General features: G+C 39.5%; 16 protein-coding genes. All 16 read left to right on the forward strand.

Annotation, left to right across the window (positions count from 1 at the left end; all coding sequences use genetic code 11):
* The first annotated feature begins 9 nt into the window (after window positions 1-9).
* Entirely contained in the window at window positions 10-1,113 is a 1,104-nt protein-coding gene (locus tag M1G05_RS01355) for a prephenate dehydrogenase (RefSeq protein ID WP_247952842.1), read from the forward strand.
* A 10-nt stretch (window positions 1,114-1,123) separates the two neighbouring features.
* Window positions 1,124-1,462: a YlbF/YmcA family competence regulator gene (locus M1G05_RS01360; RefSeq protein ID WP_049542908.1), complete on the forward strand. Its 339-nt coding sequence runs from the start codon at window positions 1,124-1,126 to the stop codon at window positions 1,460-1,462.
* 345 nt (window positions 1,463-1,807) lie between these two features.
* Window positions 1,808-2,377 (forward strand): LemA family protein, encoded by a 570-nt coding sequence (locus M1G05_RS01365; RefSeq protein WP_247952843.1) that lies wholly within the window; start codon window positions 1,808-1,810, stop codon window positions 2,375-2,377.
* An 18-nt stretch (window positions 2,378-2,395) separates the two neighbouring features.
* Entirely contained in the window at window positions 2,396-3,526 is a 1,131-nt protein-coding gene (locus M1G05_RS01370) for a TPM domain-containing protein (protein ID WP_247952845.1), read from the forward strand.
* Window positions 3,527-3,647: 121 nt separating this feature from the next.
* Window positions 3,648-4,931, forward strand: coding sequence for a 3-phosphoshikimate 1-carboxyvinyltransferase (gene aroA / locus M1G05_RS01375; protein WP_247952847.1), 1,284 nt, complete (start codon window positions 3,648-3,650; stop codon window positions 4,929-4,931).
* Window positions 4,924-5,400: a shikimate kinase gene (locus M1G05_RS01380; protein WP_247952849.1), complete on the forward strand. Its 477-nt coding sequence runs from the start codon at window positions 4,924-4,926 to the stop codon at window positions 5,398-5,400. Before aroA ends, M1G05_RS01380 begins: the two co-directional genes overlap by 8 nt.
* Window positions 5,397-6,245, forward strand: coding sequence for a prephenate dehydratase (gene pheA, locus M1G05_RS01385; protein WP_247952859.1), 849 nt, complete (start codon window positions 5,397-5,399; stop codon window positions 6,243-6,245). Before M1G05_RS01380 ends, pheA begins: the two co-directional genes overlap by 4 nt.
* A complete protein-coding gene (locus tag M1G05_RS01390) occupies window positions 6,242-7,537 on the forward strand; it encodes an LCP family protein (RefSeq protein ID WP_247952861.1) in 1,296 nt (431 codons plus the stop codon). The genes pheA and M1G05_RS01390 overlap by 4 nt, the downstream gene beginning before the upstream one ends.
* Before the next feature lie 125 nt (window positions 7,538-7,662).
* The gene (locus M1G05_RS01395; protein ID WP_247952863.1) at window positions 7,663-8,508 is read left to right on the forward strand and encodes a LicD family protein; all 846 of its coding nucleotides are present in this window, start codon (window positions 7,663-7,665) and stop codon (window positions 8,506-8,508) included.
* Complete coding sequence (locus M1G05_RS01400; RefSeq protein WP_247952864.1) at window positions 8,498-9,601, forward strand: glycosyltransferase; 1,104 nt, start codon at window positions 8,498-8,500, stop codon at window positions 9,599-9,601. Before M1G05_RS01395 ends, M1G05_RS01400 begins: the two co-directional genes overlap by 11 nt.
* A gap of 1 nt (window position 9,602) precedes the next feature.
* On the forward strand, window positions 9,603-10,589 hold the full coding sequence (locus M1G05_RS01405) for a glycosyltransferase family 2 protein (protein WP_000446967.1): 987 nt from the start codon (window positions 9,603-9,605) through the stop codon (window positions 10,587-10,589).
* Between the two features lie 15 nt (window positions 10,590-10,604).
* A complete protein-coding gene (locus tag M1G05_RS01410; RefSeq protein ID WP_247952865.1) occupies window positions 10,605-12,074 on the forward strand; it encodes an O-antigen polysaccharide polymerase Wzy family protein in 1,470 nt (489 codons plus the stop codon).
* Window positions 12,067-13,101, forward strand: a complete 1,035-nt coding sequence (tarQ, locus tag M1G05_RS01415; protein ID WP_000461493.1) for a teichoic acid biosynthesis protein TarQ — start codon at window positions 12,067-12,069, stop codon at window positions 13,099-13,101. The genes M1G05_RS01410 and tarQ overlap by 8 nt, the downstream gene beginning before the upstream one ends.
* Window positions 13,102-13,417: 316 nt before the next feature.
* Window positions 13,418-14,155 (forward strand): adaptor protein MecA, encoded by a 738-nt coding sequence (gene mecA, locus M1G05_RS01420; RefSeq protein ID WP_004257313.1) that lies wholly within the window; start codon window positions 13,418-13,420, stop codon window positions 14,153-14,155.
* Between the two features lie 151 nt (window positions 14,156-14,306).
* Window positions 14,307-15,593: a homoserine dehydrogenase gene (locus M1G05_RS01425; RefSeq protein WP_247952866.1), complete on the forward strand. Its 1,287-nt coding sequence runs from the start codon at window positions 14,307-14,309 to the stop codon at window positions 15,591-15,593.
* Window position 15,594: 1 nt separating this feature from the next.
* A complete protein-coding gene (thrB, locus tag M1G05_RS01430) occupies window positions 15,595-16,464 on the forward strand; it encodes a homoserine kinase (RefSeq protein ID WP_141230769.1) in 870 nt (289 codons plus the stop codon).
* Window positions 16,465-16,635: the final 171 nt, after the last annotated feature.

Raw genomic sequence — 16,635 nt, forward strand, 5'->3', positions numbered from 1 at the left:
GGAGTTCCTATGGCAAAAACAGTCTATATCGCGGGTCTTGGTTTGATCGGTGCCTCGATGGCACTTGGTATCAAACGCGATCATCCAGATTATGAAATTTTAGGCTATAATCGCAGTCAAGCTTCGAGAGATATCGCCTTGAAAGAAGGCATGATTGACCGTGCAACGGATGATTTTGCCAGTTTTGCTCCTCTTGCGGATATTATTATTCTCAGCTTGCCAATCAAACAAACCATTGCTTTCATTAAGGAATTGGCCAACTTGGACTTGAAAGAAGGCGTCATTATTTCAGATGCTGGGTCAACCAAGTCAGCTATTGTAGATGTAGCGGAGCAGTATTTGGTTGGCAAGTCGATTCGTTTTGTAGGAGCCCATCCTATGGCTGGTAGTCACAAGACAGGGGCTGCTTCTGCGGATGTTAATCTCTTTGAAAATGCCTATTATATCTTTACGCCTTCGAGTCTGACAGGTCAGGACACGCTTGAGGAAATGAAGGCTCTGCTTTCAGGTCTTCATGCTCGCTTTATCGAAATTGATGCCAAGGAGCATGATCGGGTGACTTCTCAGATTAGCCATTTTCCACATATTCTGGCTTCTAGTCTCATGGAACAGACCGCGGTCTATGCTCAAGAACATGAGATGGCAAGGCGCTTTGCGGCAGGTGGTTTTCGAGATATGACTCGGATTGCGGAAAGCGAGCCAGGGATGTGGACCTCCATTCTCTTGTCCAATCGTGAGACTATCCTAGAGCGGATTGAGGATTTTAAGGAACGTTTGGATGAGGTTAGTCAGGCTATCAGCAAGGGAGATGAGGAGCAAATCTGGAATTTTTTCAATCAAGCGCGTGAGCAACGTCAGGCCATGGAAATTCATAAGCGTGGCGGTGTGGATAGCTCTTATGACCTCTATGTCGATGTTCCCGATGAAGAAGATGTCATCCTGAGGATTTTGGAACTGTTACGTGGAACTTCCTTGGTTAATATTCACATCAATGAGGAAAACCGTGAGGATATTCACGGGATTCTACAAATTTCATTTAAAAATGCTCAAGACTTGGAAAGAGCTGAGCATCTCATAACAGAAAATACCGACTACACAGTCGTCATCAAGTAAGGAGAAAATTATGTCAAATATTTACGATAGTGCAAACGAACTCAGTCGCGGTCTACGCGAATTACCAGAATACAAGGCTGTCAAAGCAGCTAAAGATGCTATTTCAGCAGATGCTGAGGCAAGCAAAATTTTTACAGAATATGTTGCCTTCCAAGACGAAATTCAAAGACTGGCACAGACAGGTCAAATGCCAGACGCTTCCTTTCAAGCGAAAATGGAAGGCTTTGGTAAGCAGATTCAAGGGAATAGCCTCTTATCAGAATTCTTTACTAAGCAACAACAATTGGCAATTTACCTTTCTGACATTGAAAAAATTGTTTTCGAACCAGTTTCAGAATTGCTAAAATAAGAAAATTATTTTGTTCATTATTTATAGGTGTTTTCTTAAGCGTATGATTATTATTGGTAACTACTGTATTAGTTAGAGTTATTAGCGTGGTTCGTTTAAGAATGACTGTGGGGATGAATATCTTTACTAATAAACAAAATACAAAACAAATTAAATAGGCTATTGAAAATCATAACTATAATACAAAACGAAATTGAAAGCTTATAACTGTTATTTTCTACTTCAATTGATAAGTTAGAAATTTTTGATGAGATAATAAATATAGAAACAACTATGAAAGAGAATGAAATTTTTATTATCGATAAATAGTAGATAAATGATGAACAATAGAAAATAGGAAAAAATATGTCAAAAAAATTAATTGCTCTAATAGGAGTTCCTGTAGGAATTATCTTCATCAGTATTATAGTGTTGGCAGGTTCGTACAATAGTCTTGTTAGCAAAGATGAATCTGTGAAACAAGCTAACTCGAAGATTGAAGTGGCACTTCAACGTAGAGCTGACTTAATTCCAAATGTTGTAAATTCTGTAAAAGGATATATGAAGCACGAAGAAGACATCTTTACAAAGATTGCGGATGCTCGTTCTAAGATAGGCTCAGGAAATACAGAAACAAAAAGTGAAGGAGAGAGCGAATTAACTTCTGCCATTTCTCGATTGCTAGTTGTTCAAGAAAATTATCCTGAGTTAAAAGCTGATACACAAGTGTCTTCTCTAATTTCAGAGCTTGAGGGAACTGAAAATCGTTTGTTTGTCGCTCGTAAAGATTATAACGATACTGCAACAGAATATAATAAGACCATTAGACGTTTTCCTACTAGTGTGATAGCTAGTTTGTTTGGTTTCCAAAGAGCTGAGTTAATTGAAGCAGAGAAAGATGCAAAGGTTGTCCCTAAAGTCAATTTAACTGATTAGTCTTGTGGGGTATCTCCTATGAAAAAGTTACTTTTACTCTTAATTGCCCCTTTATTCTTTTTTATGCCTTTAGTGGTGGCTAATATAGATGTTCCAGATCGTCCTTTAAATGGTATTTACGATCCCAATGGTTATTTAACCACTAGTGTTGCAGAAACGTTAGAGAGTATGAATGCTGGAAGTGAAACCCAAGTGGGTATTTATATTGTAGATACTCTGGACGGCTCCAGTATTGAAGAGGTAGCCAATGAGGTTGCACGCAAATGGAAAGTTGGGAAACAAGATTCCAACAGTGGAATTTTAATTGCTATTGCTATAAAGGATAGGAAGTTTCGTATTGAAACATCCAACGAAGCAGCAATTTGGCTTACTGACTCTATGGCCAGTTCCTTATTAAATGATTCTAAGCCATACATGAAAGAAGGGAAATATACTGATGCCCTTAACAAAATTCTAGTAGGTATTTCTAAAGCGGAGTCTAGAAAAGCTGACATCATAAACAAGAAGGAGAATAAGAATACTCGGCTTCCAAAAAGCTTAAAATACATAGCAATAATTTTGGGAATCCTTAAGATATGTCTTAAGTACATGCCGTTAATTTTCTTGGTTTATGCACTTTTAGCAATTTGGTTCCATTACTTAAAAAGATGCCGCTTTTCTAAGTATGAGTACGAGGGAAAGGGTAAGCTGTATCCAGATTTTCCTGACTTTGTACCTAATGATACGTGGACTGAAGAGCGTAAATCTGACTATAAAAAAAATAAGCGTTTAATTAGGTCTCAATATCAGTACGAAGGATATAACAAACTATATCCAGACTCAAAAGGTTTTCTACCTAATGACACTTGGACTACATTACTTATAGAAGCATACTACGCAGAAGTTGAAAGAAAGCACCTAGATAGGCTTAATCGCTCTCAATACTCTTATAATGGGAAAGGGAAACTCTATCCAAACGATAAAGATTTTGTGAGGAATGCTTCTTGGACTTCCGACCTCAAAAAAAGCTACTATGCTTCACAAAGAGTACAGTCAAGTTCTTATGGTAGATCAGATTCATATGATTCTGGTAGTTCTAGTTCATCATGGTCTTCAGATGACTGGGGTGGCGGTGGATTTGATGGTGGAGGCTCTTCAGATAGCTGGTAAATTGAAAATGAAAAAGAATTGCTAAAATAAGAAAATAACTATCATAAAGTCAGGAATTTTTAAGGAATTTCTGGCTTTTTATGATAAAATAGGTAAAAGTATTGCAAGTATGAGGTCCAGTATGAAACTAAAAACAAACATTCGCCACTTACATGGCAGTATCCGAGTTTCAGGTGACAAGTCTATTAGCCATCGTTCCATAATCTTTGGAAGTTTGGCTGAGGGTGAGACCAAGGTTTATGATATATTACGTGGCGAAGACGTCCTTTCGACCATGCAAGTCTTTCGTGACCTTGGTGTTGAGATTGAGGATAAAGATGAGGTTATTACCATTCAAGGTGTAGGTATGGATGGTTTAAAAGCTCCGCGAAATGCCCTTGATATGGGAAATTCTGGAACCTCTATTCGCCTGATTTCAGGTGTCCTTGCTGGCGCAGACTTCGAAGTAGAAATGTTCGGAGACGATAGTCTTTCCAAACGTCCTATGGACCGTGTGACGATTCCTCTGAAAAAAATGGGCGTCAGCATTTCTGGGCAAACTGAGCGAGATTTGCCTCCCCTTCATTTAAAAGGGACGAAAAACCTAAGACCTATTCACTATGAGTTGCCAATTGCCTCTGCTCAAGTCAAGTCAGCCTTGATCTTCGCAGCCTTGCAGGCTCAGGGTCAGTCAGTGATTATAGAAAAAGAATGCACCCGTAATCATACTGAAGATATGTTACAACAATTTGGTGGTCATTTAAGTGTGGACGGCAAAAAAATCACAGTCCAAGGACCACAAAAATTGACTGGACAAAAGGTTGTCGTACCAGGAGATATTTCCAGTGCAGCCTTTTGGCTAGTCGCAGGTTTGATTGTTCCAAACTCTCGTGTAGTGCTGCAGAATGTGGGTATCAACGAAACGCGTACAGGTATCATTGATGTCATTCGCGCCATGGGTGGAAAATTAGAAGTTACTGAAATTGACCCAGTCGCTAAATCTGCAACCTTGACTGTTGAGTCTTCTGACTTGAAAGGAACAGAGATTGGTGGCGCTTTGATTCCGCGCTTGATTGATGAATTGCCAGTTATCACTCTACTTGCGACCCAAGCCCAAGGTGTAACAGTTATTAAGGATGCTGAGGAACTCAAGGTTAAGGAAACAGACCGTATTCAGGTTGTGGCAGACGCTTTAAATAGTATGGGAGCAGATATTACTCCGACGGCAGATGGAATGATTATCAAAGGAAAATCAGCCCTTCACGGTGCTAGAGTCAATACTTTTGGAGACCATCGTATCGGCATGATGACGGCTATCGCGGCCCTCTTGGTTGCAGATGGAGAAGTGGAGCTTGACCGTGCTGAAGCTATCAATACCAGCTATCCTAGCTTCTTTGATGATTTGGAGAACTTGATTCATGGCTAAGGTATTACTCGGATTTATGGGGGCTGGCAAATCGACTATTGCAAGAGGCTTGGACCCTAATTACCTTGATATGGATGCCCTGATTGAGAAACGCTTAGGTATGTCCATTGCGGAATTTTTCGCTGAAAAGGGAGAAGCGGCCTTTCGTCAGATAGAGTCTGAAGTCCTAGCTGAGTTACTACAAAGAGACCAAGTCGTGTCAACTGGAGGAGGAGTGGTCATTTCTCAGCGAAATCGTGACTTACTAAAGACCAATTCTGATAATATCTATCTGAAAGCTGATTTTGAAACCCTCTACCAACGTATCGCAGCTGATCAGGACAATCAGCGTCCGCTTTTTCTAAATAATAGCAAGGAAGAACTTGCAGCTATTTTCCAAGAAAGACAGGCTTGGTATGAGGAAGTGGCCAGTCGGGTTTTGGATGTAACCAAGCTAAGCCCAGAGGAAATTATAGAGGAACTGAGATGAAAATTGCTTATCTAGGTCCCAAGGGATCATTTTCACACCACGTTGTGCAGACAGCTTTTCCTCAGGAGGAATTGCAGGCCTTTGCCAACATTACAGATGTCATCAAGGCCTATGAGCAAGGATTAGTGAACTATTCTGTGGTGCCAGTTGAAAATTCTATTGAGGGTAGTGTTCATGAAACCTTGGACTACCTTTTTCATCAGGCTCGCATTCAAGCAGTTGCAGAAATCGTTCAGCCTATTCATCAGCAGTTGATGGTGGTTCCAGGCCATACTAAGATTGAAAAGATTTTTTCTCATCCACAGGCCTTAGCTCAAGGAAAGAAATTCATCGATGAACAATATCCAGAGGCTCAAATCGAGGTAACAGCTAGTACAGCTTATGCGGCCCGTTTTATTTCCGAACATCCAGACCAGCCCTTTGCAGCCATTGCACCTAGAAGTTCTGCTGAAGAATATGGCTTGGAACTGATTGCCGAGGATATTCAGGAAATGGAAGCCAATTTCACAAGATTCTGGGTTTTGGGAGCTAAAAAGCCTTCTATTCCCTTGCAAGCACAAAGGGAGAAAATGAGTTTGGCCCTGACCTTACCTGACAACCTTCCAGGTGCACTTTACAAGGCTCTTTCGACCTTTGCTTGGCGAGGAATTGACCTGACAAAAATTGAAAGTCGTCCACTCAAGACAGCACTGGGTGAATACTTTTTCATTATCGATGTGGATTATGCCGATAAGGACTTAGTCCACTTTGCCCAAAAAGAATTAGAAGCCATCGGAATCCAGTATAAGGTTCTGGGTGCCTATCCTATTTATCCAATATCAGACCATGGAAAGGAGAGAAGATGAGTAAAGAAAATCCTTTAAGTCATCACGAGCAGTTGCGTTATGACTATCTCTTTAAGAACATTCATTACCTCAATGAGCGAGAAAAAAAAGAGTTTGCTTACTTGCAAGACAAATTAAATAGGGCAAGTAGTGACGCTCCCTCAGAAAGTCAAGAATTGACAGAGGATTATAGAAAGACAAGTGCTACCACTTCGATTCCTTCTTATAATAGCCGTAGTCGTTCTGAGAGATACCAGAAAATCAATTCTCTTCCAAAGAAAAAAACTAAAAAGCGGAAGCTGCGGTGGGGGCGCATTTTCGCAGGTTTACTGGCTATCTTAGCTTGTCTAGCATTGGGTATGATTTTTATGTTCTTAAAAGGTTATACCAATGCTAATCCAGATAAAACTACCAATGCCAGGGCAGCTCAAGTAGAAGTTTTTAATGGTCAAGATACCAGAGATGGAGTTAATATTTTGATCATGGGTACAGATGGGCGAATCGGTCAAAATAGTGCTGAGACGCGAACGGACTCTATTATGGTATTAAATGTTGGCGGCTCAGATAAGAAAATTAAGCTGGTCAGCTTCATGCGTGACAATTTGGTCTATATAGATGGTTACAGTCAAGTCATTAACGGTAGAAAACAGACGGATAACAAGTTAAACGTAGCCTATGAGTTAGGAGAACAAGAGGGGCAAAAAGGGGCAGAAATGGTTCGAAAAGTCCTAAAAGACAATTTTGACTTGGATATTAAATATTACGCTTTGGTAGATTTCCAGGCCTTCGCAACCGCTATTGACACTCTCTTCCCTGATGGCGTGACGATTGATGCCAAATTCTCAACCTTAGAAGGTCAACCTTTAACCGAAGCTACAGTCGGAGATGATTTACATGCTACGGAAACAGAGTCACCAACCCAGACTATTAAAGTTGGGAAACAGCAGATGAACGGTTCAACCTTGCTCAATTATGCACGTTTCCGTGATGATGATGAAGGTGATTACGGTCGTACCAAGAGACAACAGCAAGTGCTGACAGCTGTTCTGCAGCAACTCAAGGATCCAACCAAACTCTTTACTGGATCAGAAGCACTTGGTAAGGTCTTTGGGATGACCTCTACGAATGTTCCGTATAGTTTCCTACTGACCAATGGTTTATCCTTCCTAGATGGAGCGCAAAATGGCATTGAAAGATTAACAGTTCCAGAACTAGGTGATTGGGTCGATGCCTATGATGTCTATGGAGGACAGGCACTCTTAGTAGACCAAAATAAATATCAAACCAAGCTCGCTCAAATGGGAATGAGATAAGATAAGACAGAAAAATCAAAGTTTGAAGGCTATGTATCCAGCAGTCAAGCTTTGATTTTTTACAGTCTGCAATAGATTTTCATCCCTTATTTATGGTATAATGGAACGATACGATAGAAAGAATAATGAACAATATGACTGATTTAAAAGCAATTCAGGCTCGAAGTCTGGAGATGGCTGAATATTTTGTGGCTTTTTGCAAGGAACATGATTTGCTTTGTTATCTCTGTGGAGGAGGTGCTATTGGCGCCCTTCGAAACAAGGGGTTTATTCCTTGGGACGACGACCTAGACTTTTTTATGCCCCGTAAGGATTATGAAAAATTGGCAGAATTATGGCCTCGTTATGCAGATGAACGTTATTTCTTGTCAAAGAGTAACAAGGATTTTGTCGACCGCAATCTTTTTATTACCATTCGTGATAAGGAAACGACCTGTATCAAACCTTATCAGCAGGATTTAGAATTGCCACATGGTCTGGCCTTGGATGTTTTGCCTTTGGATTATTATCCGAAAAATCCAGCTGAGCGGAAAAAACAGGTTCGTTGGGCCTTGATTTATTCTCTTTTTTGTGCGCAAACTATTCCAGAAAAACATGGCGCACTTATGAAGTGGGGAAGCCGTATTTTACTGGGGTTGACTCCAAAATTTCTCCGTTATCATATTTGGAAAAAAGCTGAAAAAGAAATGACCAAGTACAGTCTGGCTGAGAGCGATGGCATCACGGAGTTATGCTCAGGGCCTGGCTACATGAGAAATAAGTACCAAATCGCATCCTTTGAAGATAATCTCTTCTTGCCATTTGAAGAGACAGAGATGCCCATCCCAGTTGGCTACGATGCCTATCTCAGCACTGCTTTTGGCGATTATATGACTCCTCCGCCAGCAGACAAGCAGCTACCACATCATGATGCTGTCATCGCTGATATGGATAAGTCTTATACAGAATACAAGGGAGAATATGGTGGCTAAGAAAAAAATCTTATTTTTTATGTGGTCTTTTTCTCTCGGGGGTGGTGCAGAAAAGATTATATCTACCATTGTTTCAAATCTAGATCCAGAAAAGTATGATATTGATATTCTTGAAATGGAACATTTTGATAAGGGATACGAATCTGTTCCTAAGCATGTACGCATTTTAAAATCCCTTCAGGATTATCGCCAATCCAGATGGATTCGAGCTCTTTTGTGGAGAATGAGAATTTATTTTCCAAGATTGACACGTCGTTTACTGGTGAAAGATGACTATGATGTTGAAGTTTCCTTTACCATTATGAATCCTCCACTTTTGTTCTCTAAAAGAAAAGAAGTCAAGAAAATCTCTTGGATTCATGGAAGTATTGAAGAATTTCTTAAGGATAGCTCCAAAAGAGAATCACATAGACGCCAGTTGGATGCTGCGGATACCATTGTAGGAATTTCAAAAAAGACCAGTCATTCTATCAAGGAAGTCTATCCAGACTATGCTTCGAAATTACAGACGGTCTACAATGGTTATGATTTTAAGACTATTCTAGAAAAATCTCAAGAGAAGATCGATATCGAGATTGCTCCTCAAAGTATCTGTACCATTGGACGGATTGAGGAAAATAAGGGTTCTGACCGTGTGGTGGAAGTGATACGATTATTACACCGAGAGGGAAAAAACTATCATCTCTATTTTATCGGGGCTGGGGATATGGAAGAGGAACTGAAAAAACGCGTCAAAGAATATGAGCTTGAAGACTATGTACATTTCCTTGGTTATCAAAAAAATCCTTATCAGTATTTGTCTCAGATGAAAGTTCTCTTGTCTATGTCTAAACAAGAAGGTTTTCCTGGAGTGTATGTGGAAGCCTTGAGTCTGGGAATTCCTTTTGTCTCTACGGATGTCGGAGGAGCTGAGGAATTATCTCAAGAAGGACGATTTGGACAAATCATTGAGAGCAATCAAGAGGCGGCTCAGGCAATTATTGACTACATGACCTCTGCAACAAACTTCGATGTCAATGAGGCTAGCCAATTCATTCAACAATTCACAATTACCAAACAAATCGAACAAGTAGAAAAACTATTAGAGGAGTAGCATGGAAACTGCATTAATCAGTGTGATTGTGCCAGTCTATAATGTGGCGCAGTACCTAGAAAAATCGATAGCTTCCATTCAGAAGCAGACCTATCAGCATCTGGAAATTATTCTTGTTGATGATGGAGCAACGGATGAAAGTGGTCGCTTGTGTGATTCAATCGCTGAACAAGATGATAGGGTGTCAGTGCTTCATAAAAAGAATGAAGGTTTGTCGCAAGCACGAAACGATGGAATGAAACAGACTCACGGAGATTATCTGATTTTTATTGATTCAGATGATTATATCCATCCAGAAATGATTCAGAGCTTATATGAGCAATTAATTCAAGAAGATGCGGATGTTTCGAGCTGTGGTGTCATGAATGTCTATGCTAATGATGAAAGCCCACAGTCAGCCAATCAGGATGAGTATTTTGTCTGTGATTCCCAAACATTTCTAAGGGAATACCTCATAGGTGAAAAAAACCCTGGAACGATTTGCAATAAGCTAATCAAGAGAGAGATTGCAACTGCCCTATCCTTTCCAAAGGGATTGATTTATGAAGATGCTTATTATCATTTTGATTTAATCAAGTTGGCTAAGAAGTACGTTGTTAATACCAAACCCTATTATTACTATTTCCATAGAGGGGGTAGTATTACGACTAAACCCTATGCAGAGAAGGATTTAGCTTATATTGATATCTACCAAAAGTTTTACAATGAAGTTGTGAAAAACTATCCTGACTTGAAAGAGGTTGCTTTTTTCAGATTGGCCTATGCCCACTTCTTTATTCTGGATAAGATGTTACTAGATGATCAGTATAAACAATTTGAAGCCTATTCTCAGATTCATCGTTTTTTAAAAGGCCATGCCTTTACTATTGCTAGGAATCCAATTTTTCGTAAGGGTAGAAGAATTAGTGCTTTGGCTCTATTCATAAATATTTCCTTATACCGATTCTTATTACTAAAAAATATTGAAAAATCTAAAAAATTACATTAGAACGGGGGTGAGCAAGTGATTGATGGAAAACGATTATTATTTAGTTTGACCATAGTCAGTTATGCCTTGACGCTAGTAAGTGGAATTGTATATCTGTTTAATAATAACAATGTTAGCTTGCTTTCTACTTTATTGTTCTTACTGGTTAGTAGCTTAATTGCTTGTTGGAATGATATCAAGTATTACTTAATCCATTTTATTTTCTTTTTAACTATTTTTGTATTTCTGGTATCAAGGCCGACCATTGATTATTTTAGAGATGGCGCTTTGGATACCTATCATCCCATAGCCTATCGTTTTGCCTTTATAGTTGTCATGGTTTCGATATTGGGATTGACCACAGGGGGGCTCCTAGCTCGCTATTTTATAGCTAGAAAGAAAATACAAGTATCGAAGATAGAAAGTTCTCTAAAAGAGGTTTACATCAAGCGGTTGCGCTTTGTATCGCTAGGAGTTTTTCTTCTAACCTATCCTTTCTATTTTATTCGCTTATTTGAACGACTCCTGTATCGCTTGCAGACTTCCTACTATACCTACTATGCAAACTTTGAAAGTAAACTGCCTTATTTTACCTATATCTTATCAACATTTACGGTCTATGCAATGTGTATGTATTTGGCAACCAAGCCAAAGAAATGGCAGGCAACAGTAGTGCTTGTCTCCTTTATTGCAGCTAATACTATTCATTTGGCAATCGGAACACGAAATCCCTTTATTTTAAGTATTTTATTTGCTTTTGTTTATTACTTTATGCGGGAGCAAACAGAAAAAGGAAAATGGATTGGATTTAAAGAAAAGTTAGCGATTTTTGTAGGTTCTCCTATTCTCATGTTAGCGATGGGAGTGCTCAATTATGTACGGGATAATGTCCAAGTTTCCCATACAGGTTTCTGGGATATCCTGCTTGACTTTATCTATAAACAAGGAACCAGTTTTGGTGTTTTGGCTCGAGGTTTTCTATTTAACAGTAGCCTCCCTTACCGAGATTTACGCAATTTTACTTTTGGTCCTGTTATTGATTATTTTGCAAGGGGAAGTTTAGGGGCCATTTTCGGAGGAAAAGCCTTTGAACATACAACCAATAGTGTGGAACTAGCTATTGATAGTAATAGTTATGCCCATAATCTATCCTATCTTGTCTTGAACAAGGAATACTTGAAAGGACATGGTATCGGAAGTAGCTATATTATGGAGTTGTATACCGACTATGGTATGATAGGAGTCTTTCTACTTAGTCTCTTGCTAGGTATGTTATTCATAGCCATGCTGCAAGTAGCCTATCGTTCAAGAACAATCCTATTTGCCTTGTCTTTACTCATCTTGAATAATCTATTCTTTATGCCAAGAAGTAGCTTTTCAGAAAGTTTCTTCAATCTATTTACAATGCAATTCTGGGGAATTGTTCTTGTGATTATATTTGTAGCAAAAATGCTTACAAAGGAAAACCAGTATCTACTAAACAAAGGAGAAAAAAATCATGTTTGAACATTATTCAGTAGCTGATTTGTTTGCAAATCTTTATAAAAAACGAAAAGCAAATATTCTAGCTCTCATCGCTTTATTTGCTCTCATTGCTGTACCATTTACAATTAAAGCAGTTAAGAATAAAAACACTGTCAAAGACACAACAAGTTATTCAACTTATCTTAGCTATAAAATTACTCCTCCAGAAGATTCAGCCAAAACGATTTTGAATCATCAAATTGGTGGTTATAGTGATTTCTACGGGAAATTGATTGATGGGAATTTGAATGGAGCTTATCTTTTCAATGATGTAGATTCTAGTGAGTTGAAAAAAATTGCCAGTGAATTAGATACGACAGAAACAACCTTGAAAAATTCTACGAATGATTATTGGTGGAAAAAACTGACTGTCTACTATATGATTGACGATGCAGGGGTTGGTGTGAAAATTTTGACACCAAGTAAAGATGCTAATGACTTGTTGGAGCGAAAAATTGATGGATTGATTGAGAAATTTAAACACACTTATGCAAATGTAAAAATTGAAAAATTGGAAACCATCAACTCTAAAGAATTGAATGCAAATGGTGAGACAGCGCTTGGATTGAATGTGAAGAATTTGATTCTCCGTTTAGCTGTTATTGGAGTAGTCTGTGTGATTTTGGTTGTGATGGGAAATGTATTGGTTTATCTCTTTAATCCAACAATCAATAGAGCAGGTGATTTTTCTCAGTATCAAATTGATTTTGTAACAGAGATTACAACAATTGCTAACCTAGCAGATGTCTTGTCATACAAAAATGCTGGGCAAGAATTAACAATCGTTAGCTCAAACAAAGCTATCCTAGATAAATTGAAACAAAATCAAGAGTCTTTAAAAGGAATGCATTTTGTCGATTTACAAGATGTGCCATCGCTTTTGGAAAGAGATACAGTCCTTCTTGTTGAAGAGTACGGAGTGACTCGTTATAAGAAATTTGAGCAAAGTCTTCAAATTCTCAGAAACTTAAATCGTTCTATCCTCGGTGTAGCAAGCTTTAAACTATAAGCTTTCTGATGTATTAGGTCTTCAAAGTCGGACAAGAAGTTTGATTTTGAAGGCTTTTTCTATTTGTCTGCAGAAATTTTCTTTTATACTCAATGAAAATCAAAAAGCAAACTAGGAAGCTAGCCGTAGGCTGCTCAAAGCACCGCTTTGAGGTTGCAGATAAAGCTGACGTGGTTTGAAGAGATTTTCGAAGAGTATTAGAGTCTTCTACAGAAGTTACCCTATGGAAAATCTATCCCGACAGAGGAGCCTTCTTTTGATAAAATCGTAAAAATCTAGTATAATAGATAGAACTGAAAGTATGAGGTTACTAGCAATGAAAATGAAACAAATTAGTGATACAACTTTGAAAATCACGATGTCTTTAGAGGATTTGATGGATCGAGGCATGGAGATTGCTGACTTTCTCGTTCCTCAAGAAAAAACAGAAGAGTTCTTTTATGCTATCTTGGATGAGTTAGAGATGCCTGATAGCTTTCTAGATACAGGTATGTTGAGCTTCCGTGTGACTCCAAAACCTGATAAGGTCGATGTCTTTGTAACCAAATCAAAGATTGACCAAAATCTAGATTTTGAAGATTTATCGGATTTACCAGACATGGAAGAATTGGCTCAAATGTCGCCTGATGAATTTATCAAAACCCTGGAAAAAAGTATCGCTGACAAAACTAAGGATGATATCGAAGCGATTCAATCTCTAGAACAAGTCGAAGCCAAGGAAGAAGAGAAGGAGCAGGCTGAACAAGAAGCTGAGAGTAAGAAAGAACCTTACATCTACTACATCCTTTCTTTTGCTAAGTTGGCTGACTTGGTGGCTTTTTCAAAGACAGTGACTTTTGAGATGGAAACTTCTGAACTCTACAAGATGAATGAGCGCTATTATTTGACCATTTTAGTGGATATTGAAAATCATCCAAGTCCATATCCAGCTTGGCTGTTGGCTCGTATGCGCGAGTTTGCAGATGATAGTGATATCAGCCGCTCAGTATTGCAGGAGTATGGTCAAGTCTTGATCAATCACGATGCAGTGCTTAATCTGCAAAAGATTGTATAATCATTTCTGGAAACCTATTTCTAGATTTTAAGAAGAGCGAATCATCAGATTCGTTTTTTCTTTTCTAGACTGAAATAGTGATTTACTATAATAGGAATTTTCACAAAATTCTGTTATAATGGCTATATTAGAAAATTTCGAGGAGACAAACATGACAGTTAAAATTGCTTTACTAGGATTTGGTACCGTTGCAAGTGGTGTGCCTTTCCTCCTAAAGGAAAATGGAGAAAAAATTAATCAATCAGCACATTCAGAGATTGAAGTTGCTAAGGTGTTGGTCAAGGATGAAGATGAGAAAAATCGCTTGCTTGCAGCAGGGAATAACTTTAACTTTGTAACCAATGTGGATGACATTTTGTCAGATCAAGACATTACGATCGTAGTGGAATTGATGGGGCGTATCGAACCTGCTAAAACCTTTATCACTCGTGCCTTGGAAGCTGGAAAACACGTTGTTACTGCTAACAAGGACCTTTTGGCTGTCCATGGTGCAGAATTGTTAGAAATCGCTAAAGCTAACAAGGTAGCACTTTACTACGAAGCAGCAGTAGCTGGTGGGATTCCAATTCTTCGTACCTTGGCAAATTCCTTGGCTTCTGATAAAATCACGCGCGTGCTTGGAGTAGTCAACGGAACTTCTAACTTCATGATGACCAAGATGGTGGAAGAAGGCTGGTCTTACGATGATGCTCTTGCGGAAGCGCAACGTCTAGGATTTGCAGAAAGCGACCCGACAAATGACGTAGATGGGATTGATGCAGCCTACAAGATGGTGATTTTGAGCCAATTTGCCTTTGGCATGAAGGTTGCCTTTGATGATGTAGCTCACAAGGGAATTCGTAACATCACACCAGAAGACGTAGCTGTAGCCCAAGACTTGGGTTATGTAGTGAAATTGGTTGGTTCTATCGAGGAAACTTCTTCAGGAATTGCTGCAGAAGTGACTCCAACCTTCCTTCCTAAAGCGCATCCACTTGCCAGTGTAAATGGGGTAATGAACGCTGTCTTTGTAGAATCTATCGGTATTGGTGAGTCTATGTACTATGGACCAGGTGCTGGTCAAAAACCAACAGCAACAAGTGTGGTGGCGGATATTGTCCGTATTGTTCGTCGCTTGAATGATGGTACCATTGGCAAAGATTTCAACGAATACAGCCGTGACTTGGTCTTGGCAAATCCTGAGGATGTTAAAGCAAATTACTACTTCTCAATCTTGGCTCCAGACTCAAAAGGTCAGGTCTTGAAGTTGGCTGAAATCTTTAATGCCCAAGATATTTCGTTCAAGCAAATTCTCCAAGATGGAAAAGATGGTGACAAGGCGCGTGTTGTTATCATCACACACAAGATTAATAAAGCCCAGCTTGAAAATGTCTCAGCTGAATTGAAGAAGGTTTCAGAATTCGACCTCTTGAATACCTTCAAGGTGCTAGGAGAATAAGATGAAGATTATTGTACCTGCAACCAGTGCCAATATCGGGCCAGGTTTTGACTCGGTCGGTGTAGCTGTAACCAAGTATCTTCAAATTGAGGTCTGTGAAGAACGGGATGAGTGGCTGATTGAACACCAGATTGGCAAATGGATTCCTCATGACGAGCGCAATCTCTTGCTCAAAATTGCTTTGCAAATTGTACCAGACTTGCAACCAAGACGTTTGAAAATGACCAGTGATGTTCCCTTGGCGCGTGGTTTGGGTTCTTCCAGCTCGGTTATTGTTGCTGGGATTGAACTAGCCAACCAATTGGGGCAACTCAACTTGTCAGACCATGAAAAATTGCAGTTGGCGACCAAGATTGAAGGCCATCCTGACAATGTGGCTCCAGCCATTTATGGTAATCTCGTTATTGCAAGCTCTGTTGATGGACAAGTTTCAGCTATTGTAGCAGACTTCCCAGAGTGTGATTTCCTAGCCTACATTCCAAACTATGAATTGCGTACTAGAGACAGCCGTGGTGTCTTGCCTAAGAAATTGTCTTACAAGGAAGCTGTTGCGGCTAGTTCTATCGCCAATGTGGCGGTTGCAGCCTTGTTGGCAGGAGACATGGTGACCGCTGGGCAAGCAATCGAGGGCGACCTCTTCCACGAGCGCTATCGTCAGGACTTGGTGAGAGAATTTGCGACGATTAAGCAAGTAGCCAAAGAAAATGGTGCCTATGCAACCTACCTTTCTGGTGCTGGGCCGACAGTTATGGTTTTGGCTTCTCACGACAAGATGCCAGCGATTAAGGCAGAATTGGAAAAGCAACCCTTCAAAGGGAAACTTCATGACTTGAAAGTTGATACCCAAGGTGTCCGTGTCGAAGCAAAATAAAGAATAGAAGATAGGATGGGGAAACTCTTGATCAGAGGGCTTCCTATCCTTTTTTTGAAAAGAAGTTTATACTCAATGAAAATCAAAGAGCAAACTAGGAAGCTAGCCGCAGGCTGCTCAAAACACTGTTTTGAGGCTGCAGATGGAAGCTGACGTGGTTTGAAGAGATTT

Source organism: Streptococcus mitis, from assembly GCF_023109515.1.
GTDB classification, from domain to species: domain Bacteria; phylum Bacillota; class Bacilli; order Lactobacillales; family Streptococcaceae; genus Streptococcus; species Streptococcus mitis_CS.